This is a genomic window from Acinetobacter sp. 1000160 (genome assembly GCF_000588715.1).
Lineage (GTDB): Bacteria > Pseudomonadota > Gammaproteobacteria > Pseudomonadales > Moraxellaceae > Acinetobacter > Acinetobacter courvalinii.
In genome coordinates this window covers 354,407-376,731 of record NZ_JFWP02000004.1, presented here as the reverse complement: position 1 = coordinate 376,731, position 22,325 = coordinate 354,407, and the positions used below count along the sequence as shown (strand labels likewise).

The following is a 22,325-nucleotide window of genomic DNA, read 5'->3' as shown; positions in this document are numbered from 1 at the left end:
CAGCAATTTGAATCCATCTTCCACAGCGATTGTGACAATGTGAATAACCTGAAAGTTATCCACATTTTTGAATAGATTTTAGACTGGACAATAGAGTCCCGATCATTATGGGCATAACGCAAACTGGAAGGTTTCGGTATTTTCACCTCTGGCGCATTGGTAACTCTGCTTTTTATTCACGATTTTCCAGACATCCTGATCGCGCTTTAATTGATATTCGGTACGCACCGCCACCACAGAATCATCTAGTTGCGCCTGTTCCACCGTAATTTGTGCATCGGTAGGATTCTCTGCCGTATTAAACTGTTGATCTATCTTTAGATTATTATCATCGTGAAATAAATTCGGCTGATCCAGTAGTACCGCATGCATGGCCGTACTTTTTTGAACTGCCGCCTGCTGTTGCGATTCGGTGATCGGTTGATTACATGCGCTGAGGAATAAAGCACATCCCAATATTATTGCAGTTTTATACATTTTGCCCTCTGCACTTCATGTTGCTCATTTATGCTACTATACAAAACTGCATGGTTAGGCAACAAAATGTTATGCCGTGCTAGAGATTTGTTGGATTCAACAATCTGCTTATAAATAAACAAATAAATCGAAGATACTGATTTTACAACCTTCATATCACAACAATTTAGGCATGCAGAGATGTCAGATTTTACTAAAAAATTAACGATTATTTTAATCCTAGGGAGTACGGCCTTCGGTTGCTCGAAAAAAGAAGAAGGCCCTGCCAGTGATGCAGCTGTCGCGACGGAAAGTGTTGCACTCGATAGCCAAGCGGTACAACAAAATGCCGCGAAAAATCCGGAACAACTGGTGAGTCAGCAACAAAATGCCTTGGAGCAGAACCGTCAACTGGTTAAAAGTGCCCAACTCCAGTTTGAAGTCAAAGACGTATTAAAAACGACATCGACACTGGAACAGCAGTTATCGCAATACCAAGGCTATATCGAAGAGAAACAGATTAATTATCAAGTCAGTGACCGATCTGAACGGGAGCGTATCGATGGCAGTGTCGATATTTATGAAAAAATCACCCCCACGGTACAACTCACGGTCCGTATCCCCAATCAACAGGTTACGCCTTTCCTGAATCAGTTATTGCCCTTGATGTTGAACTTTAATAGCCAAAGCTATGAAGCCAAACGTTATGAATTAAAACTGCTTGAAGAAAAACTGAATACCGCCAACCAAAGTAACAGTGCATCAAATGCGGTCAACAACCAGTTGCAGCAACTGACCAATCTGGAAGTCAAAGACCGTTTGGCCTATAGCACCATCCGGCTGGAGTTTTTCCAGCAAGCGCAAGTCCGCAAGACCCGTGATCTCAATATCAATCGCATTGCAACCTTAGACAGCGATCCTTTACTCAGCCGAATCTGGGAAGCGATTAAAATCGGGCTCTATGGCTTAAGAGAGACGATCATCTGGCTCGTGATGTTATGGCCGTTGTATCTCGCGATTGCAATTTTATGGGGCATTCGCCGTTGCTATAAGGCGAAAAAATCAAAAGCTGGATAGTTTAATTGTTGATTTTTGGTCAATAGTATTTTGCTCATTTATGCATTTTTACTCATGAATAGATTTTCTAAAATACGCTCAGTTTTTAGTATATATTTTTGAGTAATCCCATGAGCAATATTTTAATTATTAACGGCGCGAAAAAGTTTGAACATTCCAATGGTGAATTGAATGACACCCTGACCGAGATGTCTCAAGCACATCTAGCCAGCTTAGGTCATCAGGTACAGGTGACGCGTACCGACAGTGACTATGACATTCAAGCAGAAATTGCCAAATATTTATGGGCAGATGTGGTGATTTACCAAATGCCAGGCTGGTGGATGGGTGCACCGTGGACCATGAAAAAATATATTGATGATATTTTTACTATTGGTCATGGCTCACTCTATGCCAGTGACGGTCGCAGCCGTTCAGATGCCTCTAAAAAATATGGTTCAGGTGGCTTAATCCAAGGTAAAAAATACATGTTGTCTTTAACCTGGAATGCACCGATGGAAGCCTTCACCGATCCTGACCAGTTCTTCCACGGTGTAGGTGTGGATGGTGTTTATCTCCCGTTCCACAAAGCCAATCAATTCCTGGGTATGGAATCGCTTCCAACATTTATTGTCAATGATGTGATCAAGGCACCGAATGTACCAAGCTATCTTGAAGCCTACAAAGCGCATTTAGATCAATTATTTGCCGCACATTAAGCGAGAACAGATCATGCTAATTATTATTGCTGAAATCCGTACCCATGCAGGCGCCGAGCATCGTCAAGCAGTCTTAGATGCATTTAAAAAAGTGACACCAACTGTACTGGCAGAGGATGGTTGTCATGGTTATGAAGCCTTGATTGATCACTTGCCTGCAATTGAGATGCAGGCCACTGATGAGAATACTATTGTCATGTTAGAGAAATGGCAAAGTACTGCTCATCTGGAAGCTCACATGCAGACTGCCCATATGCAGCAACATTTTGAAGCAACCAAAGACCATGTGGCTAATGTGAATATTCGTATTCTGGAAAGCGGGATTTAACAGATAACATCATAAATCTGAGTCCGACAAAATATGGAATCATTGAATATTTAAGTCGAACTCAGCTGACGAATAAACGCTTTGTTTTACTGATAGTAATGCTGTTTTAAATGACGGCTATAATCCGTTAAATAAGCTTCCAAACTGGCACGACGATCAGCCTTGGGCATCGGCTTTGCTGCCAATTGCTCGATCTTGCTTTCCAACAACTGAAGAATTGCAGCTTGCTCCGCTTGGGGTAGCTGTGCTTTTTCTTGTTGCTGCTTTTTAATTTCCAGATAATCTTCTGCCCAATGACGTAATGGATCATTTACATCCACTTGCGCAAACAGATCGGTTATCAGTAATTCAGGCATCTGCTCTTGGGTTGCCAACTCTGCTGACATCAAACCACGAATCGAATAAAACACTTTTTTATAGGTAAAGTTATCCGCGGTTTGCATCACTTTCATTCCACCTTTTGCCAATGATAAATAGTGGTGATACAACGCGCTATAATCAATTCGCTCTAGCAAGCCATCTCGAAAAATTTGCCATTCTGGAAAAGCATTAAAATACACTATATGCGCTCTCACCCACTCTAAAACGGTTGGATTGCTTTTTGTCAGTAGCCCAAACATTTTATCGAGGTCATAAGAAACAAAATCAAAGTCCCCATCCATGATCTCAATCAGGTCACGATATTTTCTATAATCAAAATATTGGTCTTTGCTGGGTAGATGAAAACCACGCACATCGTAGTCACTATCAGGACTGGCCATGCCCCATAAACGGCTGCCACTTTCGATATAAAACATTGGGATATCTTGACGTTGTTGAAACAGTTTTTCGATTTCGTGATGGATATTCATTGCGATGACTACATTATTTAAAAATTTATACTTGTGAGAGACAATACTATTTTATCGTACTCATTAATTTGATTTTAAAAAAATTATCGTTTGATAAAATCAATCTCTATTCAATATAACAAATAGGATCATGCATGCAACTGACTTATGCGGGACAGGTTTTCTTGGTGGTGGTTGCGATCTTGTGTGTCTGGTCTTTCGTGCTGACAAAGTTTTGGCTAAAACGTTTAGCTAAGAATCGCAACAGCAGTAAGTTTGAATTTGCTTATTTATTTGTTGTGGTGTTTAGCATCAGCTCCCTATTTTTCCCTTTTACTTATTGGGTGTCGCAAGCTGTATATGGTTTAGCAACCAAAGCGAGCTACGATGCAACTATCGTGAGCTATACCTCTGAATGTGTCGATACCGAACGTACAGATTCCAACGGGCGTAAGTATAAAACCAAAATCTTAATGCATACGGCTCAGGTGCAATTCAAAGATACTCAAAACAGAACATTAGTCTTGGACAATTCAGTCCGTTCAGGTGATGTGCCTGTCGTCGGAGACCATATTCAAGTGGTTTATGAGGCAGGTGATCAGTCTGCTCAAGAAAAGAGTTGGCGCACAGGTTTACTGTTTGCCGCTACCCTATTTATGCTGTTTATTATGGGCTATATCTTGGTCATGATTATTGCCTATGCTTTGAATCGGAATATGGAGCCTTACAAAGCCTTTGCTAACGCCTTAATTTTTAGAATTACCCTTCCACTCGGCACAATGGTGATGTTTGGGATGCTGTCTTATTCGGTTTTTGCTTATTTCTTTTTGGGCAACCCACAGAATATACCTGTCTGGGCTGTTGCGATTTGTGGCTTCTTTGCACTCTGTCTTTTACCGCTGATTTATCATATTTTGACAGGTTGGAAAGCGTATAGAAGAAAATAGGTATTCCCTCTTTATTCTCCGATTTCTGTTAGATAAGCGATTCCTACACTTTTACCTTGAAAATCCAATATTGAATAATTTTTCATCAAAGAAATTTGATCTAAAAATTGTCCAAATACAATTTCACAGACCAAGAACTCATCCAAAATTTTCTTTTCGTCATCTTTCAGATATAAGCGTATCATATGAGTTGAATCTTCTATTTTCATAAACAAGATCATACTGATATATAAATCATTATTCTTGTTATGAAAATCAACGTAGTCAGCAGCCATGTCTTTGCGATGTAAGCAAATATATCCCCGACAAATCATTTGTTTTTCTATCATTTATTCTTTCCTAATAATAAAAAAAGCGCATCTTTCGATACGCTTTTAGCAGAATTTCTTTTATTCAATCAAGCATTAAAGATCAAATAATTTACCCGGGTTCATAATCCCGTTCGGGTCAAACGCCAACTTCAATGCCTTCATATATTCAATTTCTTCAGGCGAACGTGAATATTCCAAATACGGCTTTTTGGTCATACCGACACCATGCTCGGCAGAGATCGAACCATCATATTTTTTCACGGTGTCAAACACGTATTTATTCACCACCTGACACTTGGCAAAGAACTCATCTTTGGTCAAGTTTTCAGGTTTTAGAATATTTAAGTGCAAGTTGCCGTCACCAATATGACCAAACCAGCAGATTTCAAAGTCAGGATAGTTATCTTGAACAATCGCATCAATCTCACGAATAAATGCAGGTACGTGGGTAATTAATACTGAAATATCATTTTTGTATGGAATAAACGGCGCGATTGATTCCGAAATATCTTCGCGTAAACGCCATAAGCTTTCGACCTGATCAAGGCTCTGGCTCATCACGCCATCCAGCACCCAACCTTGTTCCATACAATGCTCAAAGATTTCCATGGCCTTGTCGACAATTGGCTCATACGGCGCTTCAAACTCAAGCAATACGTAGAATGGGCATTGTGTTTCAAATGGACGTTGTACATGTCCACGATCGAGCACCTTTTGCATCGCAAGTTCACCAAAGAACTCAAATGCGGTTAAGTCAATATCTTTCTGGAATGCATGGAGTACCGGCATCACTGCATCAAAATCAGGTACACCGAGCACCAGTACTTGTAAGTTCTGTGGCTGACGCTCAAGCTTGATTTCAGCTTCAGTGACTAGGCCTAATGTGCCTTCGCCACCAATAAATAAATGCTGAAGCGAATAACCCGTTGCATTCTTAATCATGCCTTTGTTTAAACGCAGGATATCGCCTTTACCTGTTACCACGGTCAAGCCAAGGACCCAGTTACGGGTCATGCCGTATTTAATGACTTTAATACCGCCTGCATTGGTGCCGATATTACCGCCAATCTGGCTTGAACCCGCTGAGGCAAAGTCTACTGGATAGTACATGCCCTGTTCTTCGGCATAATTCTGTAATTGCTCAGTCACCACACCTGCTTGTACGCGTACCATACGATCCGCTGGGTAGAACTCAAGAATCTGGTTCATCTTGTCAAAGCTAATCACGATCTCGCCATTGCTTGCCACTGCGCCCGCAGAAAGGCCGGTACGGCCGCCCGATGGGGTAATTGCGACATTAAACTGGTTGGCAAGTTTGACAATGGCCTGCACTTGTTCGGTGCTTGAAGGGAAAACGATGACTGATGGGTTCGGATCAAAATGTTTGGTATGATCACGTCCCCAATTTTCCAAACTGTCGGCATCGGTTTTAATACGGTTTTCACCCACAATTGCCGTTAATTGGGTCAATAACTCAGGTGTTAAAGCGACTGAAGCATTCATCGTTTACAGGCCTAGCAAGAAGTAAAGATAGAGCGTCTGGATAACAATACAATATTTTTCAATATTTTAAATTGTAATATCCAACATATGGAAACTCGGCAGAACAGCGCAAACCTGAAGGTTTCAGGTTTGACTATCAGATACCTGCATTTTACATAGAAGCAGGCATGGGATAAAGCGCAGGATAAAGATACTGTAATAACAAAATGTGTTTAACCCATAAAATTCAGCTGCAACTGAAAAATTATCAGCAATTCTGCTGTGCTAATTTTAAACCAAATATTTATATCTCAAAGCTGTATGCTATAGTACTGCAACTAAATTTTGGCCTTTGTAGCGGAGCCGTAATGAGCCAACATCTATCACTACCTAAAGACAAAATCCGTTTCCTTCTGTTAGAAGGTGTGCATCAAAATGCCATCGATACCTTAAACGCAGCGGGTTATACCAACATCGACTACCACAAAACTGCGCTTGAAGGCGAAGCTTTGAAAGAAGCGGTTAAAGACGCTCACTTCATTGGTATCCGTTCCCGTACTCAATTGACTGAAGAAATCTTTGCAGCTGCGAACAAACTGATCGCGGTTGGCTGTTTCTGTATTGGTACCAACCAAGTCGATTTAAAAGCGGCAATGTCTCGTGGTATCCCTGTTTTCAACGCACCGTATTCAAATACACGTTCGGTTGCAGAACTGGTTCTTGCTGAAACCATTTTGTTACTTCGTCGTGTACCTGAAAAATCGAAAGATACACATGCGGGTGGCTGGAATAAATCTGCGGTGGGTTCATTTGAAACTCGTGGTAAGACTTTAGGTATCGTCGGTTACGGCTCGATCGGTTCACAACTTTCTGTCTTGGCAGAAAGCTTGGGTATGAAAGTGATCTACTTTGATGCTGTGACTAAATTGCCATTAGGTAATGCACGTCAAGTTGGCTCTTTAGATGAACTTTTAGAAACTGCGGATGTGGTGACTTTACACGTTCCAGATGTTCCATCTACGCGTAACTTCTTCAAGAAAGAACAGTTCGCGAAAATGAAAAAAGGCTCAATCTTCTTGAACGCAGCACGTGGTACCTGTGTGGTGATTGAAGACTTGGCGGATGCGATCAAAGCGGGCCACATTGCAGGCGCAGCGGTTGACGTATTCCCGAAAGAACCAAAAGCCAATGGCGAAGAATTCCAGTCTCCACTTCGTGGCTTAGACAACGTGATCTTAACCCCGCACGTGGGTGGTTCGACCATGGAAGCGCAAGCCAACATCGGTCTGGAAGTTGCTGAAAAATTCGTTGCGTATTCAGACAAAGGTATGACGCTTTCTGCGGTGAACTTCCCAGAAATCGCATTGCCACTTTCTGATGGTCAGCACCGTTTACTGCACATCCACAAAAACGTACCGGGTGTGTTATCGAAGATCAACACATTATTTGCTGAACAAGGCATCAACATCTCTGGTCAGTCTTTAATGACCAAAGGTGATATCGGTTACCTGGTGATGGATGTTGACGCATCTGCATCTCAAGAAGCGCTAGATACCTTGAACCATGTTGAAGGTACCATCCGCGTTCGCGTATTGTTCTAATTTATAGTTAGAACTATGCTGAAAAAGCCACAGCTGATGCTGTGGCTTTTTTATGGGCATTTGAATTATTATGTGAATATTATACCGAATGTAAAAAAATAAGATGTCTAACCCTGTACTGAAAACACCTCTGCATGCTTTATTGCTGTTGATGATTGCCATGTTATGTGTACAAGGCAGTGGTTCTTTAGCCAAAATCCTGTTTCAAAGCTTTCCTGTATTGACTGTCTCTGCCATGCGCCTGTTTTTTGGTGCGATGATTCTGGCTGTGATTTTTAAAATCTGGACTATTAATTTTAAAGTGGTGCGCTGGAAAGCCATTCTGACCTATGGGGTCGCACTGGCAGGGATGAATGCGCTGTTCTATTTATCACTTGAACGTTTACCTCTGGGTTTGGCGGTCGCCTTTGAGTTTATCGGTCCCTTAAGTGTTGCTTTATATCATGCCCGGCAGAAATACGATTTCATCTGGGTCGGCTGCGCCATTCTCGGTCTGGTTTTGCTGTTCCCTTTACAACAGGCCCAGCAAGGTCTCGACCTGATCGGGGTATTGTTTGCTGTCAGTGCAGGTGCCTGTTGGGCACTGTATATTATTGCCGGACAAAAGCCTTCCGGCATCTCAGGCAATCATACTGTTTGCCTAGGTATGTCGATTGGCATGCTGTGTCTACTGCCTTTCGCGCTCTTCTCAGGCGCAGTCGATCGGGTGTTTGAACTGCCGAATTTATATTATTTTATTGGCCTGGCAATTTTAGCCAGCGCCCTGCCTTTTACCTTGGAAATGATTGCCTTACGGAGTTTAACCCCGCTGAGCTTTGGCACCTTAATGAGTCTGGAACCTGCGGTGGCCGCGCTTTCAGGCTTTATCTTCCTCGGTGAAGTGTTACTCTGGAATCAATGGCTAGCGTTGGGTACGATTATCATTGCCTCGATTGGCTGTACCTTTACCACGCAACATGCTCGACAACAAAAAGAGGCTGGATAATTAGGCTATTCAGTAATTGTATATGGAAGAACATTTAGAACTCACGTTGATGACCTTAAAGATGTTGTCTGAGCAAGCCGGTAAACCTATTGATCAGTCAGCTTATTTGGCCTCTTTAATACGGGCTTCAGCCCAAGGCTATCTATTTGAATATCGAAACAATCAGCAATTATTAGGTTACTTTACTGTTGAGTACATGGAACAGCAGAGATGGTTTATTCCGATTTTCGTTGTTCATCCAAAGTACCGAACACGAAAGGTATTTGCCTCCTTACTTTCGCAATTCATTCAATTTATTGAAGCGAAACAGGCTACAACTTTAATAAGCCACACATTAAAAAATAATGTTTTATCTATAAAATTTCATAAACGATTAGGTTTTAAAGTCATCCGAGAGAATCAAATCGCTTTTGAATTTCAACTCGATATTAATGAGACCACCAAAAAGACATGGTGTTCTTTTTATTCATAAGGAAACCATTTTCATGGCTAAACATCCGATCGTTACCCTCTACACGAAGTGGCTATCCTAATGAAAAACCTCCAATTAGTCGCTGTGCTGTATATGGTTCTTTCCATGGTGGCTTATCAGATCAGTGCCTCATTCGCCAAGCAATTGATTGCCACACTTGACCCGCTCACCGTGACGATTTTAAGACTCTGTTTTGCCACCATTCTGGTTGCAGTGATGTTTCGTTCCTGGAAGATCATTGCCAAATTAAAAGAACTCAAATGGCGAGATTTACTCTGTTATAGCGCTGCCTTGTGCTGTATGAATATTCTGTTTTACACCTCTTTGGGCAAACTGCCTCAAGGGATTGCGGTGGGTTTAGAGTTTATTGGCCCACTCGGTTTAGCCCTACTCTCGATTAAACAGCGCAGTGACTATATTTGGGTGGCATTTGCGATTTTAGGTATTGCTTTAATGGTGCCGTGGCACGATGCCAATGCCCAAAATTTTTCCTATATCGGTGCAGTGTGTGCTCTGAGTGCCGGTTTGTTCTGGGCGCTGTATATTTATTTTGGGCATCGTGTCGTCCAGCAAAACATCGGCATGCATGCCCTGACCATTGCCATCGGTTTATCTGCGCTGACCCTGCTGCCTTTTGGGCTCTGGAATAATGCACCTGCGCTGATGGATACCCAATATTGGGGCAAAGCACTGGTGATTGCACTGCTGGCCACGGCGATTCCTTATGCACTGGATTTAATGGCACTGAAACGACTGACCAAGCTCAGTTATGGGACACTTTCCAGTCTTGCACCTGCATTAGCAGCCTTAGCAGGTCTAGTCCTTCTGCATGAACGAATCAGCCTGATTCAGTGGGTAGCTTTGGCCTGTATTATGGTGGCTTCAATTGGGGTTACCTTACGTGGCAGTCAGACAAGCTAGAACCTCATTATAGAATTTTAGCTTTCGTCTCCCCTGTTTTAAGATCGGCTTAAAACGGGCAACTTATTCCACTGTAAATAAGCTGCCTGCACTGACTCTGGATACATTATCCAAAAATGGCATTAACCGTCAGGAAAAATACAGAGGGGCCCAGTAAACAACCCAAGCCGGTATAAAAAGTTGCGACCAGTGCGCCGTAAGGCACCAGACGAACATCGGTACCGGCCAATCCTGCCGCTGTACCGCTGGTGGTACCTGCCAGCCCCCCAAAAACCATGGCTGAACGGGGACTTTTCAGATACATAAACTTTGCCAGTAAGGGTGTACCCACCATAAAGAACACTGATTTGATCAGCCCAATTGCAATTGATAATGCAATCACATCTGAACTTGCACCAATTGCGGTGCCCGTAATCGGCCCTACAATATAGGTCATCGCGCCCGCGCCAATCGTGGTCATCGATACCGGGTCGCGATAGCCCATGGCCCAGGCCACCATGACACCAATCACAAAAGGCACAATACAGCCCAGTGTCAGTGCAATGAGACCAATTCTACCGGCCTTCTTGACCTCTTTTACATCGACTTCAAATGCAGTCGAGGCAATGGCCAGATCACGGATCATGGCACCGCCCAATAATGCAAAACCAGAGAAGATGGCAATATCGGAAATACCTTTGGTGCCTTGCGTATAAACGCCGGCAAAATATGCCACCATCAGTCCTAAAGTAATGGCAATTGCAGAGCTTTGCAGCTTCCCTTTGGTCAAATATTTGGAAAGCAGATGCGATACAAACATCATCAAACCTGTGACTGCAAGCGCTGTCACTAACGCATTTTTTGTTAATACAGCAATGATAGCATCCATGATGAACATCCTTTTTTTATTGCTTTGTCAGTTAATTATGATTTTTCAGGCAATTTTTTCCTTTGCCTCAATCGTCCATTCATAGGTCTCATAATCGCCACTAAGTTTATTCAGATAACGGATTACCAGCACTGTGCCGATCAGTGATGCGACCGAGACAATCAATCCCAGCATCCCGCCTGAAAGTGCAGCCACGACGTTTTGCCCAGCTGACATTGCCACCACAATCGGAATATACATACCTGACCAGTACAAGATCCCAAACTGTGTCACTTGGGGTAAATAACCTTTTTTTGCCAATAACTCTTTAGAGAGAATCAACAAAATCATTGAGATTGCAACGCCACCGACATTGGCTTTGACACCGATCAACATGCCGAGGGTATTACCCAGATAATCACCGAGTAGGTGACAAATCGCCAAAATTGCTGTTCCATATATAATCATTGTAAATCCCTCATATCCTTGGATTACTTGGTTTTTTTAAATCACATTCCCATAGAAATATGATTTTCCTGTTATTTTTGCATGGCCATCCGAATGCTATCTATGCGCGTTCCCTGAAATGACAATACGGTTCCATCTTTAAATATCCGACGTGCAAGTGTGGTAAGTACCGTGCCGGGTAAAGCTTCGACCTGTAACCTGACACCTCGTTCCCATGCAGCCTGAAGCGTACTTTCCCAATCCACAGTACGGCTCATATTAAAAGCCAGATCATCCGCAATCTGTTCTGGCTTGCGCAAGATACGTGCTGTGGTACCACTTAAATAACCAATTTTAGGTTGCTTTAGAGTGACTCCCTCCATCGATGTCGCAAGTTGCAGTGCTTGCTGACTTAATAACTCACAGTGCGATGGTACCGCTACATCCAGTTTCTTTGCCACGACACCCTGCTGTTTCGCCAATCCAGCAACTTGATTCATGGCTTCAAAACATCCTGAAATCACGATCTGGTTCTGCGCATTGATGTTGGCGACATATACCTGTGGCGTTGTTGCCTCAACCTGTTTTATCCATGCTTCAACTGTTGAACGATCTGTACCAAGCAACGCTGTCATGCCATAGCCTGCCGGATAAGCGTTTTGCATGAGTTCACCGCGATAAGCGACCAGACGGACGGCATCTTCGTACGCTAAAACGCCTGCAACCACTGCAGCCGACCAAGCACCAATCGATAGCCCCGCAACATAGTCCGGTTTTAAGTTTTCAGCACTGAGTAGCGCTGAACTGATTACGCCAGAAATGAGGAGGCACAACTGTACTGCTCGTGTCGATTGCAATGCCGCTGCACTGTCCAGCAGCAACACATTTTGTTTGAGTGCATCCGAGGCACGCTCAAGGTGTTCTTTCACCAGCGTGCTTTGCGGCAGATCATGCAACATATTGCTTCTTTGCACACCTTGCCCTGGATAGACCCAAATTGAAGCCATGATACCTATTCCCTAATGCCATGGATTTTCGATTAAAACAGCACCATCGGGCCGTTTTAATAGTACTTTCCCGCTATTCCGTGCCCATTCTTTTAAGGCCAATCCGCCTTGGGGGAGCTGTAGCTGGATATCCACATTCAACCCTGCCTGCTGAAAAGTTTCGAGTAGCTCAATCGCCTGCTGTTTGGCAAAAGGCTGTTCAGTGCGAATCAGCAAATCGATGTCACTTTGCGCAGTGACGGTTGCAATCCCCGTTGCCAGTTCAAAGCCAAAACTTCCTGTATATCCCCAACATCCTGAAAAGTTTTTCATAATGCTGGAAATGCTCTGCAAACGTTCTGCCAGATGCTTAAACTGATGTATTGCTACCTGAGTTAGCGCTTCTGGCTTGAGTTGTCTGGTGATCGTCGATCGTGGCATCACAGCGGCGTATCGTTGATGACGGAACTGACCTCTGATCCCCACCGCAACCTGATCTGCAGCAGTTATGGCCCGGCGAACCACCACCGGATCGCCACGCTGTAATACCGCCTTCACCCACAGTGGCGCATCTCCAGCCAAAGCATCGGCTGACATACCCCACAATAAATCATGGGCTTCAAGCTTAAGTTTCATGACCATTGCTCACGCAATAATTCACGCACCCGTTTAGACATTTGACGATTTTGGCCGTGAAGTCGATGTTCCAGACCTCTCGATTGCTCGGCCTTAATGGCTTGAAATGCTCGCGCAATTACCTGCTTCGCTAACAAAAGATCATCGTTTGTCGGTTGTTCAGGGTTCTCAACAGATAAAAGTTCAGATAACAAACCCAGTGTTGCATAACTTTCAATGTCATAAGCCATTGGCGGAATGCTTGATGCCAATTGTTCAAGCTCATCCACTGATCTTAAAGTGACGCGAGCGGCGGATTCTTTCCCCATGGCATGCACCATAACACCTGAGTCTTTTAAAGCAATCATACGATTGGCTTGATAACCGTGCGCCAAAAAAGCCCCTGACATCGACTTGCCCACCAGTAAACTCACAATAGGATGCCCTGCCAGTCTGGCTCTGGCATAACTGTCTACTGCCCCTGCCAAAGCCTGATGAATTCCCAATAATTCTTCACGGCGCCCATAGGCCTGACTGGGTACATCCACCACACATAAAATGCCACGTTTGCTTTCAGCGTGTGCATCCGCCTGAATCACTTCATCAACTGCCTTTGCCAAGCTCCAGCCTTCCAGCAGCCCAACTTCACCCTGCCGTGCTCGCGGGAACGGATTATTGCTGTCCTGAACCACTGCAATAACACGTACCGCCTGTTGATCAAGCTGTCCATCCGCCACCCAGACTGAAGCCGGGAAACCTTGAGCCACCTGAAAGCCCTGTGTGACTGCCTTAAACCAGTGTGCGCCTCGGGTAGAGGCTGTTAATGTCTCAACTGCGCTATTCATGCCGACTCTCCCTGATACAAAGCCTGAACCTGTGCTGGCGTGATTTGCTCCGCAGTATCCACCTGTTGAAGCTGTGCTAAATAAAATGGGTAATTTGAACTTCGATGTTGAAGAGGCAAACCTTGCTGCAAATAATCAATCACTTGTTGCCGGATTTTATTGCGGTCATCATCCACATATGCATCGGCCAGAGCACTGGCAAAGCGCTGGCTGCCACCGGTGATACTCCAGATAAACGGACGATCTTTGGCGTTATATTCCTGTATGCCCGCTTCTTGCTCAATCACTTGCGGGCCATTGAGTCCCAAACGTCCCTCTTGGGTCATCACGATATAACTGCATAATCCGGCAGCAATCGACATCCCGCCAAAGCAGCCAACGCTCCCCGCGACCACCGCAATGACGGGCTGATACTGACGTAAATTCACGATAGCAGCCTGAATCTCAGCTATTGCAGCCAAACCCAGATTGGCTTCTTGCAAGCGAACACCACCCGTTTCTAACAGTAATACTGCAGCAGTGGGAATGCCGTTGAGGTTGTCTTCTACCGCCAGTTCCAAGGCACCCGCAATTTTGGCGCCACCGACTTCACCCAGGCTCCCGCCCTGGAATAAACCTTCAACCGAAATTAAGACTACAGGACGTTGTTGAAGAGTCCCCTTGGCAATCACCACCCCATCATCCGCTTGCGGCACAATATTCTGCTGAATAAGCCAAGGTGACATCACCCGTGCAAATGGATCAAGCAGTTCTCGGAAAGAGCCATCATCCAGCAAAGCTTTGGCGCGTGCTCTTGCACTCAGCTCAATAAAATCCTGTTTATTGAGCAAATCCTGAATGTCAGTCATGTTCAATCTCCTCGAATGCCTGTTCCAGACGTAAGCGAACCACCCCTGGGGTAGCACCAAAATCATGGATCTCAATGTTGACGGCAGGGTGGATCTGCGCCGTAAAAATTCGTTCAAATAAATTCTTCCAGCGGGTCGCACTGCCATCCACCGAAGTGACCACCTGAATAGCGGTTTTTCCGGTTTCTCCGGGTTGCATCAAAATTTCCAGGTCACCCGACCCTACACAACCGACCAAGGCTTGTTTTACAGGGGGCTCTGCGGCCATAAACTCAAAATGAAGTGTTTCCATACTCAAACTCCCGCTTTATTCCTGAACGATGATTGCTCAACACGATCGATAAATAATGTCGCGGCCAATAAATCTGCAGCACCGCCAGCGGAGGCTCTCATGCGCAGCAAGTCAATCTCTAAAAAATGTAATGCACGTCGACCTTCCAGACTTGAACTGCCGCCCAGATCCAGTACCTGCTGTGCCCCTTGCTGCATCCGTTTTAAACCCTTGGTGCCTGAACGATAAAGCACGCAGGTATCGCTCAGATCCGTCATCATGGCCAGCAAGGCATCCAAACGCGCAAAGTCTTCTTTCATCGGTTTCTGGCGACTTTGCTTCAGTTGCGTTAGACCCAAGTTCACAATGCTCGGAAAGCCTTGTTGTGCCTGTAGCTTTGCACCTGAAATACCTAGTTTTTGCTGTACCTGCTGCCCATGGCTTAAACCCTGCTCGGGAATAAAGCGGTCCTCAAGCCGGGCAATCTGCCCTGCCAGCTGACATAATTCAACCGCAGATAAATATTGCTGCTTCGCACGTGCCAAGGCTGCCGCAGTGACCATTAAGCCCAAGGCCCAGATAGCACCGCGATGTGTATTGACACCCTCTGTCGCCAACATCATAGCCTTTTCACCATGCCGACCAATTTCACCAATCTCTTCACGTAAGGCCAGACATAGGTCAGCATGATGCACGGCTGCTTGAGCCATTGCCTCGAACATGGGCTGTAAACTTTTTGCCGAACGCTCCATTAATTCCAAGGTCAGGTCAGCATGCGCCCCACTACCACGGCGATCAACCAGTGCCGGTTTTGGTGTCAGATTGACTTCATCAATCAGAGCTTCTACCGCCATCTCTGCCAGAAGCTGACTATCGCTGAGGGTTTGATATTGAACTTGTGCCATCATTACCAACTCCTGAATTTTGCAGGGGGTTGATATAAGCCATCTGACCACGTCACCAGGTCGGCAATATTTTTTGCCGCTAACAGTTCACGTGTAGCATCGGTACGGCGAATGCCTAAATCCTCAGGGAATACCACTAACCCTTCACGTCTTAATCGCGCCGTGGTTTTCGGATCTTGGCTTAAACCAATACTGGTTACACCTGCCACCGCAGCAATCATGGCTTGACGCTCTTCCTGGCTACTGGCTTTATACAGATAAGCAATGCCCTCTTCGGTCAGTAGATGAGTGACATCATCGCCATAAATCATGATCGGTGCTAAAGCTAGGCCCGCTGTTTTAGCCACATCAATTGCATCCAGACGCTCAACAAAAGTCGGCTTGCCCCCTTCCTGAAAGGTTTCCACCATTTGAACAACTAACTTTTTACCACGTGCCAAATAGGTTTCTGTTTCATTGCCACCTTGCAAACGCATATCCAGCCACGCTGGCGTATCGTGACGCCGACCGCGTGGATCATGCCCCATGTTTGGTGCACCACCGAAGCCCGCTAAACGCCCCTTGGTCACAGTCGAAGAGTGGCCCATGCCATCAACCTGCAATGTCGCCCCAATAAACAGATCAACCGCGTACTGACCTGCAAGCTGACACATCATGCGGTTGGAACGTAACGCACCATCACGGCCGGTAAAGAAAACGTCAGGGCGAGCAGCAACATAATTTTCCATCCCCAGCTCGGTACCGAAGCAATGTACGCTTTCAACCCAGCCTGTTTCGATGGCTGGAATCAGGGTTGGGTGTGGATTCAGTGTCCAGTTTCGACAGATTTTTCCTTTTAATCCTAAAGACTCACCGTAGGTGGGTAAAATCAGTTCAATCGCCGCGGTATTAAAACCAATGCCATGATTTAACGATTGCACATTATGCTTTTCATAAATACCGCGAATCGCCATCATCGCCATGAGCACATGCACAGGCTTAATATGTTTTGGATCACGGGTAAACAGCGGTTCGATATAAAAAGGCTGGTCTGCTACTACCACATAATCCACCCAGGAGGCAGGAATATCGACACGTGGCAGCTCTGAAACATCGCCCACCAGCTCATTGACCTGAACAATGACAATACCGTCGCTAAATGCTGCAGGTTCAATCAGCGCAGGAGAATCTTCAGTACTGGGGCCGGTATAGATATTGCCTTGACGGTCTGCCATAAAGCCTGCAGAGAGCACCACGTTGGGAATAAGATCGACCACAAGACGTGAATACAGTTCAATATAAGTGTGAATTGCACCCACTTCTAACAGGCCATCTTCAATCAGCTGACTGATTCTTAAACTCTGCGGGCCCGCAAAAGAAAAATCCAGCTTACGCGCAATGCCTTTTTCAAACAGATCTAGATGTTCTGAACGGCCTACACTCGGCATGATCATATGCAGATCATGCAATACATCCGGATTGGTTTGCGCTAAAGAACGTGATAAAAAATCGGCCTGTTTCTGGTTATTACCTTCGAGTACCACTTTATCACCGGGTGTGATCAGTGTTTCCAGGACTTTGATAATGTCTGAGGTGGGAATGACGACACCATCGGTGTACGGCTTGACCATATCCAGCTTGAGTTGTTTAGCCTGACGTCGCTTGTTCCATAACCCTTGTTTATTCTGAACTGAACCTTCCATGTATGCTTACCTATAGATCACAGTTTTATTCTGAATCTATAAAAGCGCTTTATGAAATTTTGATCAATCAACCTACTGTGCTAGTTATTAACCTCAGGTTAATGATTACTGAGCAAGGAGGATAATCCTAGGGCGGATAGTCTCGATGATGAATCAGCTTCCACTCAAAATCTGATAGCCCAAGCGGCAAATCAAGATACTGACCAAAATCAGGAATAAAATACGGATAAAGCCACTGCCATATTTTAAAGCCAAGCGGACCCCCAATAATGAGCCTGCAATATTGGCAACCGCCATCATCAAGCCTAATTCAAACAGCACATGACCGGTTGGAATGAAGAAGCTTAATGCCGCCAGATTGGTCATTAGATTGCCAATCTTTGCCAATGCCGAGGCATGTAAAAAATCGACCTGTAGAAAACGAATAAAAAAGAAAATAAAGAAACTGCCTGTACCTGGACCGAAGATGCCATCATAGAAACCAATGGCTAAACTACCGATTGCAGCAAGCAGCAGTAACTTTGGCGTGATCTGCTGATCAACATGGACTTGCCCAAACTGCTTTTTGGCGAAGGTATAAATCGCGATCACAATCAGCATGACCAAGACAATCGGTCTTAAGATATGAGTGGGGATCAGAGAGACACAGGCTGCACCAATAAAGGAACTGATAAAGGCAAACAGCGCAATCACGCCTAACAGCGACCACTGCAATTTCCCCCGTCGTACAAATGAAAATGCAGCCGAGCCTGTCCCAAAAATGGATGCCAGTTTATTGGTGCCAAATAAGGTGGCAGGTGCGGTTTGAGGTAAGGCCCCCATCAATGCGGGGATCTGAATCAGCCCACCTCCGCCGACAGCGGCATCAATGGTTCCGGCACAAAAAGCAAAGAACACCAGTGTCAGAATCAGTTCCCAATCCATGGACAATATCCTTATAGATTTAACAAACGTTTAGGGACCAAACGTTTTTTATCCGTGATTTCAGCCAGACCCAGACAACGTTCGCCATTAAACACCAGTACTTCGGGCGCAGCTTCATGATCAATATTGCTTTCCTGACCATTGCCGAAATATTTTTCACGGCCTTCTGGCAATTGCACGCGCGGGAAATGCTCAACAGGTGCATACACAGGTAACAATAAAGCATCGCGCTGTTCTTGGGTCAGACTTTCAAGATACTTAATGGTATAACCTGGATTAATCTCAAAATGTCCGGTTTGGGTACGATGTAACTTGGTAAGGTGTCCACCGCAACCCAAAGCCTCACCAATATCTTCACCCAATACGCGAATATAGGTACCTTTCGAACAGGTCACATCCAGCGTCAGGCTATCTTCGGTAAAATCCACTAGAGTTAAATCATAAATGGTTACTGGACGTGCTTCACGTTCAATCTCAATCCCTTTGCGCGCCAGTTCATACAATGGACGGCCTTCACGCTTCAATGCTGAATACATCGGCGGAACTTGCTGAATATCGCCTCTGAACTGTGCCAGCACCTGTTCAATACCTTCTGCCGTTAAAGCCGGTACTTCTCTCTGCTGGAGAATTTCACCTTCAACATCACCGGTCGCCGTGGTTTGTCCTAACTTGACCGTGGTTTGATAACGTTTGGTTGAATCGAGTAAATAATGTGAAAATTTGGTCGCTTCCCCCAGACAGATCGGCAATAACCCGGTCGCCAATGGATCAAGCGCCCCTGTATGGCCCGCCTTTTGCGCATTAAACAGACGACGCACCTTTTGTAGTGCCGAGTTAGAACTTAAACCTAAAGGCTTGTTTAATAGGAATACACCGCTTAAATGACGGTAAGCACTTTTTTTCATAAAAAGAAAAGTCAAAGCATAAAGACCTATTTTAGCAAAACTAGGTCGAGGATTTAGAAAAGGATTGGCTTTTAAGCACAAACAGGCATAAAAAAATGCGCCAAAGGCGCATTTTTTTGCTTTACAACAAAGTTAAAATTAACCTTGTTTACGAGCTGGTAACTTTTCACGAATACGTGCAGCTTTACCAGACAACTCGCGTAGGTAGTAAAGTTTAGCACGACGAACGTCACCACGACGTTTCACTTCGATCTTAGCAACGATTGGAGAGTGAGTTTGGAAAACACGCTCAACACCAACACCGCTAGAGATTTTACGAACTGTGAAAGCAGAGTTTAAACCACGGTTTTTCTTCGCGATTACAACACCTTCAAATGCTTGAAGACGCTCACGGTCACCCTCTTTTACTTTAACTTGAACGATAACTGTATCGCCCGGTGCAAAAGCAGGGATGTCTGATTTTAACTGTGCATTTTCAACAGCTTGAACTAAAGGATGTTTACCACTCATGTGGAATCTCCAATATGTGCGGGAGAGAAGAGGTCTCTGACGCCGCTGGGAATAGAGGCTAAAGCGCATATTTCCCGTTTAACTTTCCCCTTAGGACGGAAGTCCTAAAGAGCCTATTTTTAACTTAAACCAAGTTTAAGTAGAACTCGAAGCAAAGCTTCTCGTTGGGTGCTAAGATTAACTGATAGCAGTTTAACCTTTCGAATTTTTTAACCATTTCATTTGCTGTTTGCTCAACGCTACTTTTTCAACCAGTTCTGGTCGACGATCTAAAGTTCGTTGATAACGCTGCAAAAAACGCCATTTCTCAATATTGGCATGATGTCCTGATTTAAGTACCTCAGGCACATCTAACCCTTCGAAATGGTCAGGCTTGGTATATTGTGGACAATCCAGCAGACCATCCACAAAAGAATCTTGGATCGCAGATTGCTCGTCAGTCATGACATTCGGCAAACGGCGAATAATACTATCCAGCAACACCATGGCAGGAAGTTCACCACCCGATAAAACGTAATCCCCAATTGACCACTCTTGATCAACATAATGCTGGATTAAACGCTCATCGACGCCCTCATAACGGCCACACAATACAATCAAACCATCATAATCAACGAATTGTTGTACTGCCTGTTCATTTAAGGTTTTGCCTTGCGGTGACATATACACCACCGGGGCATGAACACAGCCTGCTTGTGAAGCAAGTTGTTTGGCATGATTAATTGCTTTTGCCAAAGGCTCAGCCATCATCACCATACCAGGGCCACCACCGAAAGGACGTTCGTCCACCCGTTTGTAATTACCCTCAGCAAAATCTCGTGGGTTAATGCAAGTCACTTGCACGATGTCACGCTTTGCTGCACGTCCGCTAATCCCGTACGCTGTAATCGCTTCAAACATTTCAGGAAACAATGTGATGACTGCAAAAAACACCGCAGACTCCTCTATTTTCCTGCTGCGCTACTTTCCCCAAAAGGATTAGTAGTCTACGCCCCAATTGACGTAAATACGACCAGCTTCAAGATCAACACGTTGTACCACATCTTTATGCCACGGAATCATTCGCTCTTCAGCATCAACACTGTCAGCAGTCGCTTTAACGACCATGACATCATTGGCACCGGTTTCAAACAGTTCGTAGATTTGACCGAGATTGACTTCCTGTTCTTCATCATCAAGACCTAATACCGTTAAGCCTTTAAGATCAGACCAGTAGTACTCGTCTACATCTGCTTTTGGAAGCTGAGATTTGGCAATCCAGATATTTGCGCCAACCAGATGTTCTGCACCCGTGCGATCATTTACGCCTTTTAATGCAACAACCAGGCCTTTGCCATGTGGTTTCCAACGTTTCACATCTATTGTTTGCCAACCTGCCTTGGTCTCAATGTACCAAGGAAGGTAGTCAAACATATTACTCATAGGTTCAGTATTTGAATAAACCCAGAGCCACCCATTCAATCCATAAGCTGAACGTAACTGTCCAATCTGAATACGATCTTCTGGCACATTCTGTGTCGATGTCATGGGCTACCTACTACTATTACGCAGCAGTTGCAGCTTTTTTAGCTTGAGCAGCTAAAGAAGCAACGCGCTCTGAAGGTTGAGCACCTTGAGCAACCCAGTGAGCAAAACGGTCAGCGTCTAAACGAACTTTTTCAGCTTTACCTTGAGCAGTTGGGTTAAAGAAACCAATACGTTCGATGAAACGACCGTCACGTGCGTTACGGCTATCAGTTACAACGATTTGATAGAATGGACGTTTTTTTGCACCACCGCGCGCTAAACGAATAACAACCATGAGAATAACCTTATAATTTTTACGGATTATCCCTGCGCCGACCATCGGCAACACTTCAAACCCCTTTCATAGAGGGCGATATTCTACGTTAAATCGACGCTGAAATAAAGATTATTTTTCGGCTTATCCACAGCTTTGAATTTAATTGATAAAATCTGCCGGCTTACCAGTCTTCCTGCCCGAGTCCACAAGCTTGAGCGGTTATATTTGCAGGTGTTTTGGTCTTACATTTAATTCCCGCACTGGTCAACAGCAAGGAATAATTTCGGGGGTTTTCACTCACCGTTGTTAAAGCCCATGTTTGCGCATTCAGCGTTAAGGTCATGGTAAATTTCTGCTTGCCACTGCTTGCATCCAAAGGTAATAACAGGCTGTTATTGCTTGCACTCGCTACCGAATAATAGGGTCCCTGATTGGTCGAGGTGCCTTTCAGCACAAAACCATCATAACTAAAGTTACGTGCCCGGTGTTTTTCCAACAGTTCTGTAACCTTAAGCATTTCCTGTTGTGCTGTAGAAAGTTCCGCACGACGAATATAGACCTCATAACTCGGAATCGCGATCGCTGCGATAATTGCAACAATCGCCACCGTAACCATCAGTTCAATTAGGGTAAAACCAGCCACGCTAAG

At 44.7% G+C, this 22,325-nt stretch carries 28 protein-coding genes; 8 read left to right on the top strand and 20 right to left on the bottom strand.

Features of this window, described 5'->3' with window-relative positions; translation table 11 throughout:
- Positions 1-105: 105 nt before the first annotated feature.
- Entirely contained in the window at positions 106-477 is a 372-nt protein-coding gene (locus tag J699_RS08045; protein ID WP_032868605.1) for a hypothetical protein, read from the bottom strand.
- 180 nt (positions 478-657) lie between these two features.
- Here J699_RS08045 and J699_RS08050 point away from each other — a divergent pair, with 180 nt between their 5' ends.
- From J699_RS08050 to J699_RS08060, 3 genes are all read left to right on the top strand, one after another.
- Positions 658-1,533, top strand: a complete 876-nt coding sequence (locus tag J699_RS08050; RefSeq protein ID WP_032868604.1) for a DUF4349 domain-containing protein — start codon at positions 658-660, stop codon at positions 1,531-1,533.
- A gap of 110 nt (positions 1,534-1,643) precedes the next feature.
- Positions 1,644-2,231: an NAD(P)H-dependent oxidoreductase gene (locus tag J699_RS08055; protein WP_032868603.1), complete on the top strand. Its 588-nt coding sequence runs from the start codon at positions 1,644-1,646 to the stop codon at positions 2,229-2,231.
- Between the two features lie 13 nt (positions 2,232-2,244).
- Complete coding sequence (locus J699_RS08060; RefSeq protein ID WP_032868602.1) at positions 2,245-2,559, top strand: putative quinol monooxygenase; 315 nt, start codon at positions 2,245-2,247, stop codon at positions 2,557-2,559.
- An 86-nt stretch (positions 2,560-2,645) separates the two neighbouring features.
- Here the strand turns inward: J699_RS08060 and J699_RS08065 are convergent, their stop codons facing one another.
- Positions 2,646-3,410 carry a DNA polymerase beta superfamily protein gene (locus J699_RS08065; RefSeq protein ID WP_032868600.1) on the bottom strand — a complete coding sequence of 255 codons (765 nt, stop codon included), beginning with the start codon at positions 3,408-3,410 and terminating at the stop codon, positions 2,646-2,648.
- 134 nt (positions 3,411-3,544) lie between these two features.
- On the opposite strand from J699_RS08065, the gene J699_RS08070 reads away from it, so the two are divergent.
- Positions 3,545-4,336, top strand: a complete 792-nt coding sequence (locus J699_RS08070) for a hypothetical protein (protein WP_032868599.1) — start codon at positions 3,545-3,547, stop codon at positions 4,334-4,336.
- 11 nt (positions 4,337-4,347) lie between these two features.
- Here J699_RS08070 and J699_RS08075 read toward each other — a convergent pair whose 3' ends face one another.
- On the bottom strand, positions 4,348-4,665 hold the full coding sequence (locus J699_RS08075; RefSeq protein ID WP_032868598.1) for a hypothetical protein: 318 nt from the start codon (positions 4,663-4,665) through the stop codon (positions 4,348-4,350).
- 75 nt (positions 4,666-4,740) lie between these two features.
- Positions 4,741-6,150, bottom strand: coding sequence for an FAD-binding oxidoreductase (locus J699_RS08080; RefSeq protein WP_009514013.1), 1,410 nt, complete (start codon positions 6,148-6,150; stop codon positions 4,741-4,743).
- 347 nt (positions 6,151-6,497) lie between these two features.
- Between J699_RS08080 and serA the strand changes: the two genes are divergently transcribed.
- From serA to J699_RS08100, 4 genes are all read left to right on the top strand, one after another.
- Positions 6,498-7,730 (top strand): phosphoglycerate dehydrogenase, encoded by a 1,233-nt coding sequence (gene serA / locus J699_RS08085; RefSeq protein WP_032868748.1) that lies wholly within the window; start codon positions 6,498-6,500, stop codon positions 7,728-7,730.
- A 103-nt stretch (positions 7,731-7,833) separates the two neighbouring features.
- The gene (locus J699_RS08090; protein WP_032868597.1) at positions 7,834-8,715 is read left to right on the top strand and encodes an EamA family transporter; all 882 of its coding nucleotides are present in this window, start codon (positions 7,834-7,836) and stop codon (positions 8,713-8,715) included.
- A 22-nt stretch (positions 8,716-8,737) separates the two neighbouring features.
- Positions 8,738-9,187 (top strand): GNAT family N-acetyltransferase, encoded by a 450-nt coding sequence (locus J699_RS08095; protein WP_032868596.1) that lies wholly within the window; start codon positions 8,738-8,740, stop codon positions 9,185-9,187.
- 60 nt (positions 9,188-9,247) lie between these two features.
- Complete coding sequence (locus J699_RS08100; protein WP_032868595.1) at positions 9,248-10,108, top strand: EamA family transporter; 861 nt, start codon at positions 9,248-9,250, stop codon at positions 10,106-10,108.
- 106 nt (positions 10,109-10,214) lie between these two features.
- Here J699_RS08100 and madM read toward each other — a convergent pair whose 3' ends face one another.
- The 16 genes from madM to J699_RS08180 form a co-directional block, all read right to left on the bottom strand.
- Complete coding sequence (gene madM / locus J699_RS08105; RefSeq protein ID WP_032868594.1) at positions 10,215-10,976, bottom strand: malonate transporter subunit MadM; 762 nt, start codon at positions 10,974-10,976, stop codon at positions 10,215-10,217.
- Between the two features lie 45 nt (positions 10,977-11,021).
- The gene (gene madL, locus J699_RS08110; protein WP_005227554.1) at positions 11,022-11,423 is read right to left on the bottom strand and encodes a malonate transporter subunit MadL; all 402 of its coding nucleotides are present in this window, start codon (positions 11,421-11,423) and stop codon (positions 11,022-11,024) included.
- Positions 11,424-11,494: 71 nt separating this feature from the next.
- On the bottom strand, positions 11,495-12,409 hold the full coding sequence (gene mdcH / locus J699_RS08115; RefSeq protein WP_032868593.1) for a malonate decarboxylase subunit epsilon: 915 nt from the start codon (positions 12,407-12,409) through the stop codon (positions 11,495-11,497).
- 12 nt (positions 12,410-12,421) lie between these two features.
- Positions 12,422-13,030, bottom strand: coding sequence for a malonate decarboxylase holo-ACP synthase (locus J699_RS08120; protein ID WP_032868592.1), 609 nt, complete (start codon positions 13,028-13,030; stop codon positions 12,422-12,424).
- The gene (gene mdcE / locus J699_RS08125) at positions 13,021-13,848 is read right to left on the bottom strand and encodes a biotin-independent malonate decarboxylase subunit gamma (protein ID WP_032868591.1); all 828 of its coding nucleotides are present in this window, start codon (positions 13,846-13,848) and stop codon (positions 13,021-13,023) included. Before mdcE ends, J699_RS08120 begins: the two co-directional genes overlap by 10 nt.
- A complete protein-coding gene (locus J699_RS08130; protein ID WP_032868590.1) occupies positions 13,845-14,696 on the bottom strand; it encodes a biotin-independent malonate decarboxylase subunit beta in 852 nt (283 codons plus the stop codon). The genes mdcE and J699_RS08130 overlap by 4 nt, the downstream gene beginning before the upstream one ends.
- Complete coding sequence (locus tag J699_RS08135) at positions 14,689-14,988, bottom strand: malonate decarboxylase subunit delta (protein WP_005227569.1); 300 nt, start codon at positions 14,986-14,988, stop codon at positions 14,689-14,691. The genes J699_RS08130 and J699_RS08135 overlap by 8 nt, the downstream gene beginning before the upstream one ends.
- A gap of 2 nt (positions 14,989-14,990) precedes the next feature.
- Positions 14,991-15,875 (bottom strand): triphosphoribosyl-dephospho-CoA synthase, encoded by an 885-nt coding sequence (locus tag J699_RS08140; RefSeq protein WP_032868589.1) that lies wholly within the window; start codon positions 15,873-15,875, stop codon positions 14,991-14,993.
- Positions 15,875-17,554, bottom strand: a complete 1,680-nt coding sequence (mdcA, locus tag J699_RS08145) for a malonate decarboxylase subunit alpha (protein ID WP_032868588.1) — start codon at positions 17,552-17,554, stop codon at positions 15,875-15,877. Before mdcA ends, J699_RS08140 begins: the two co-directional genes overlap by 1 nt.
- Positions 17,555-17,707: 153 nt before the next feature.
- Positions 17,708-18,478 (bottom strand): sulfite exporter TauE/SafE family protein, encoded by a 771-nt coding sequence (locus J699_RS08150; protein ID WP_032868587.1) that lies wholly within the window; start codon positions 18,476-18,478, stop codon positions 17,708-17,710.
- A gap of 11 nt (positions 18,479-18,489) precedes the next feature.
- Positions 18,490-19,383, bottom strand: a complete 894-nt coding sequence (gene truB, locus J699_RS08155; RefSeq protein ID WP_032868586.1) for a tRNA pseudouridine(55) synthase TruB — start codon at positions 19,381-19,383, stop codon at positions 18,490-18,492.
- Between the two features lie 138 nt (positions 19,384-19,521).
- Entirely contained in the window at positions 19,522-19,893 is a 372-nt protein-coding gene (rplS, locus tag J699_RS08160) for a 50S ribosomal protein L19 (protein ID WP_004657502.1), read from the bottom strand.
- A 192-nt stretch (positions 19,894-20,085) separates the two neighbouring features.
- The gene (gene trmD, locus J699_RS08165; RefSeq protein WP_005282761.1) at positions 20,086-20,826 is read right to left on the bottom strand and encodes a tRNA (guanosine(37)-N1)-methyltransferase TrmD; all 741 of its coding nucleotides are present in this window, start codon (positions 20,824-20,826) and stop codon (positions 20,086-20,088) included.
- Positions 20,827-20,871: 45 nt separating this feature from the next.
- A complete protein-coding gene (gene rimM, locus J699_RS08170) occupies positions 20,872-21,420 on the bottom strand; it encodes a ribosome maturation factor RimM (RefSeq protein WP_009513842.1) in 549 nt (182 codons plus the stop codon).
- Between the two features lie 16 nt (positions 21,421-21,436).
- Positions 21,437-21,694: a 30S ribosomal protein S16 gene (gene rpsP, locus J699_RS08175; protein WP_004776006.1), complete on the bottom strand. Its 258-nt coding sequence runs from the start codon at positions 21,692-21,694 to the stop codon at positions 21,437-21,439.
- Positions 21,695-21,857: 163 nt separating this feature from the next.
- Entirely contained in the window at positions 21,858-22,292 is a 435-nt protein-coding gene (locus tag J699_RS08180; RefSeq protein WP_416202136.1) for a type IV pilin protein, read from the bottom strand.
- Between the last annotated feature and the right edge of the window lie 33 nt (positions 22,293-22,325).

Excerpts from the sequence above, each read along its gene's own strand:
- J699_RS08045 (WP_032868605.1), bottom strand. The coding sequence starts at position 477 with ATGTATAAAACTGCAATAATATTGGGATGTGCTTTATTCCTCAGCGCA.
- J699_RS08050 (WP_032868604.1), top strand. The coding sequence starts at position 658 with ATGTCAGATTTTACTAAAAAATTAACGATTATTTTAATCCTAGGGAGT.
- J699_RS08055 (WP_032868603.1), top strand. The coding sequence starts at position 1,644 with ATGAGCAATATTTTAATTATTAACGGCGCGAAAAAGTTTGAACATTCC.
- J699_RS08060 (WP_032868602.1), top strand. The coding sequence starts at position 2,245 with ATGCTAATTATTATTGCTGAAATCCGTACCCATGCAGGCGCCGAGCAT.
- J699_RS08065 (WP_032868600.1), bottom strand. The coding sequence starts at position 3,410 with ATGAATATCCATCACGAAATCGAAAAACTGTTTCAACAACGTCAAGAT.
- J699_RS08070 (WP_032868599.1), top strand. The coding sequence starts at position 3,545 with ATGCAACTGACTTATGCGGGACAGGTTTTCTTGGTGGTGGTTGCGATC.
- J699_RS08075 (WP_032868598.1), bottom strand. The coding sequence starts at position 4,665 with ATGATAGAAAAACAAATGATTTGTCGGGGATATATTTGCTTACATCGC.
- J699_RS08080 (WP_009514013.1), bottom strand. The coding sequence starts at position 6,150 with ATGAATGCTTCAGTCGCTTTAACACCTGAGTTATTGACCCAATTAACG.
- serA (WP_032868748.1), top strand. The coding sequence starts at position 6,498 with ATGAGCCAACATCTATCACTACCTAAAGACAAAATCCGTTTCCTTCTG.
- J699_RS08090 (WP_032868597.1), top strand. The coding sequence starts at position 7,834 with ATGTCTAACCCTGTACTGAAAACACCTCTGCATGCTTTATTGCTGTTG.
- J699_RS08095 (WP_032868596.1), top strand. The coding sequence starts at position 8,738 with ATGGAAGAACATTTAGAACTCACGTTGATGACCTTAAAGATGTTGTCT.
- J699_RS08100 (WP_032868595.1), top strand. The coding sequence starts at position 9,248 with ATGAAAAACCTCCAATTAGTCGCTGTGCTGTATATGGTTCTTTCCATG.
- madM (WP_032868594.1), bottom strand. The coding sequence starts at position 10,976 with ATGGATGCTATCATTGCTGTATTAACAAAAAATGCGTTAGTGACAGCG.
- madL (WP_005227554.1), bottom strand. The coding sequence starts at position 11,423 with ATGATTATATATGGAACAGCAATTTTGGCGATTTGTCACCTACTCGGT.
- mdcH (WP_032868593.1), bottom strand. The coding sequence starts at position 12,409 with ATGGCTTCAATTTGGGTCTATCCAGGGCAAGGTGTGCAAAGAAGCAAT.
- J699_RS08120 (WP_032868592.1), bottom strand. The coding sequence starts at position 13,030 with ATGGTCATGAAACTTAAGCTTGAAGCCCATGATTTATTGTGGGGTATG.
- mdcE (WP_032868591.1), bottom strand. The coding sequence starts at position 13,848 with ATGAATAGCGCAGTTGAGACATTAACAGCCTCTACCCGAGGCGCACAC.
- J699_RS08130 (WP_032868590.1), bottom strand. The coding sequence starts at position 14,696 with ATGACTGACATTCAGGATTTGCTCAATAAACAGGATTTTATTGAGCTG.
- J699_RS08135 (WP_005227569.1), bottom strand. The coding sequence starts at position 14,988 with ATGGAAACACTTCATTTTGAGTTTATGGCCGCAGAGCCCCCTGTAAAA.
- J699_RS08140 (WP_032868589.1), bottom strand. The coding sequence starts at position 15,875 with ATGATGGCACAAGTTCAATATCAAACCCTCAGCGATAGTCAGCTTCTG.
- mdcA (WP_032868588.1), bottom strand. The coding sequence starts at position 17,554 with ATGGAAGGTTCAGTTCAGAATAAACAAGGGTTATGGAACAAGCGACGT.
- J699_RS08150 (WP_032868587.1), bottom strand. The coding sequence starts at position 18,478 with ATGGATTGGGAACTGATTCTGACACTGGTGTTCTTTGCTTTTTGTGCC.
- truB (WP_032868586.1), bottom strand. The coding sequence starts at position 19,383 with ATGAAAAAAAGTGCTTACCGTCATTTAAGCGGTGTATTCCTATTAAAC.
- rplS (WP_004657502.1), bottom strand. The coding sequence starts at position 19,893 with ATGAGTGGTAAACATCCTTTAGTTCAAGCTGTTGAAAATGCACAGTTA.
- rimM (WP_009513842.1), bottom strand. The coding sequence starts at position 21,420 with ATGACATCGACACAGAATGTGCCAGAAGATCGTATTCAGATTGGACAG.
- rpsP (WP_004776006.1), bottom strand. The coding sequence starts at position 21,694 with ATGGTTGTTATTCGTTTAGCGCGCGGTGGTGCAAAAAAACGTCCATTC.
- J699_RS08180 (WP_416202136.1), bottom strand. The coding sequence starts at position 22,292 with ATGGTTACGGTGGCGATTGTTGCAATTATCGCAGCGATCGCGATTCCG.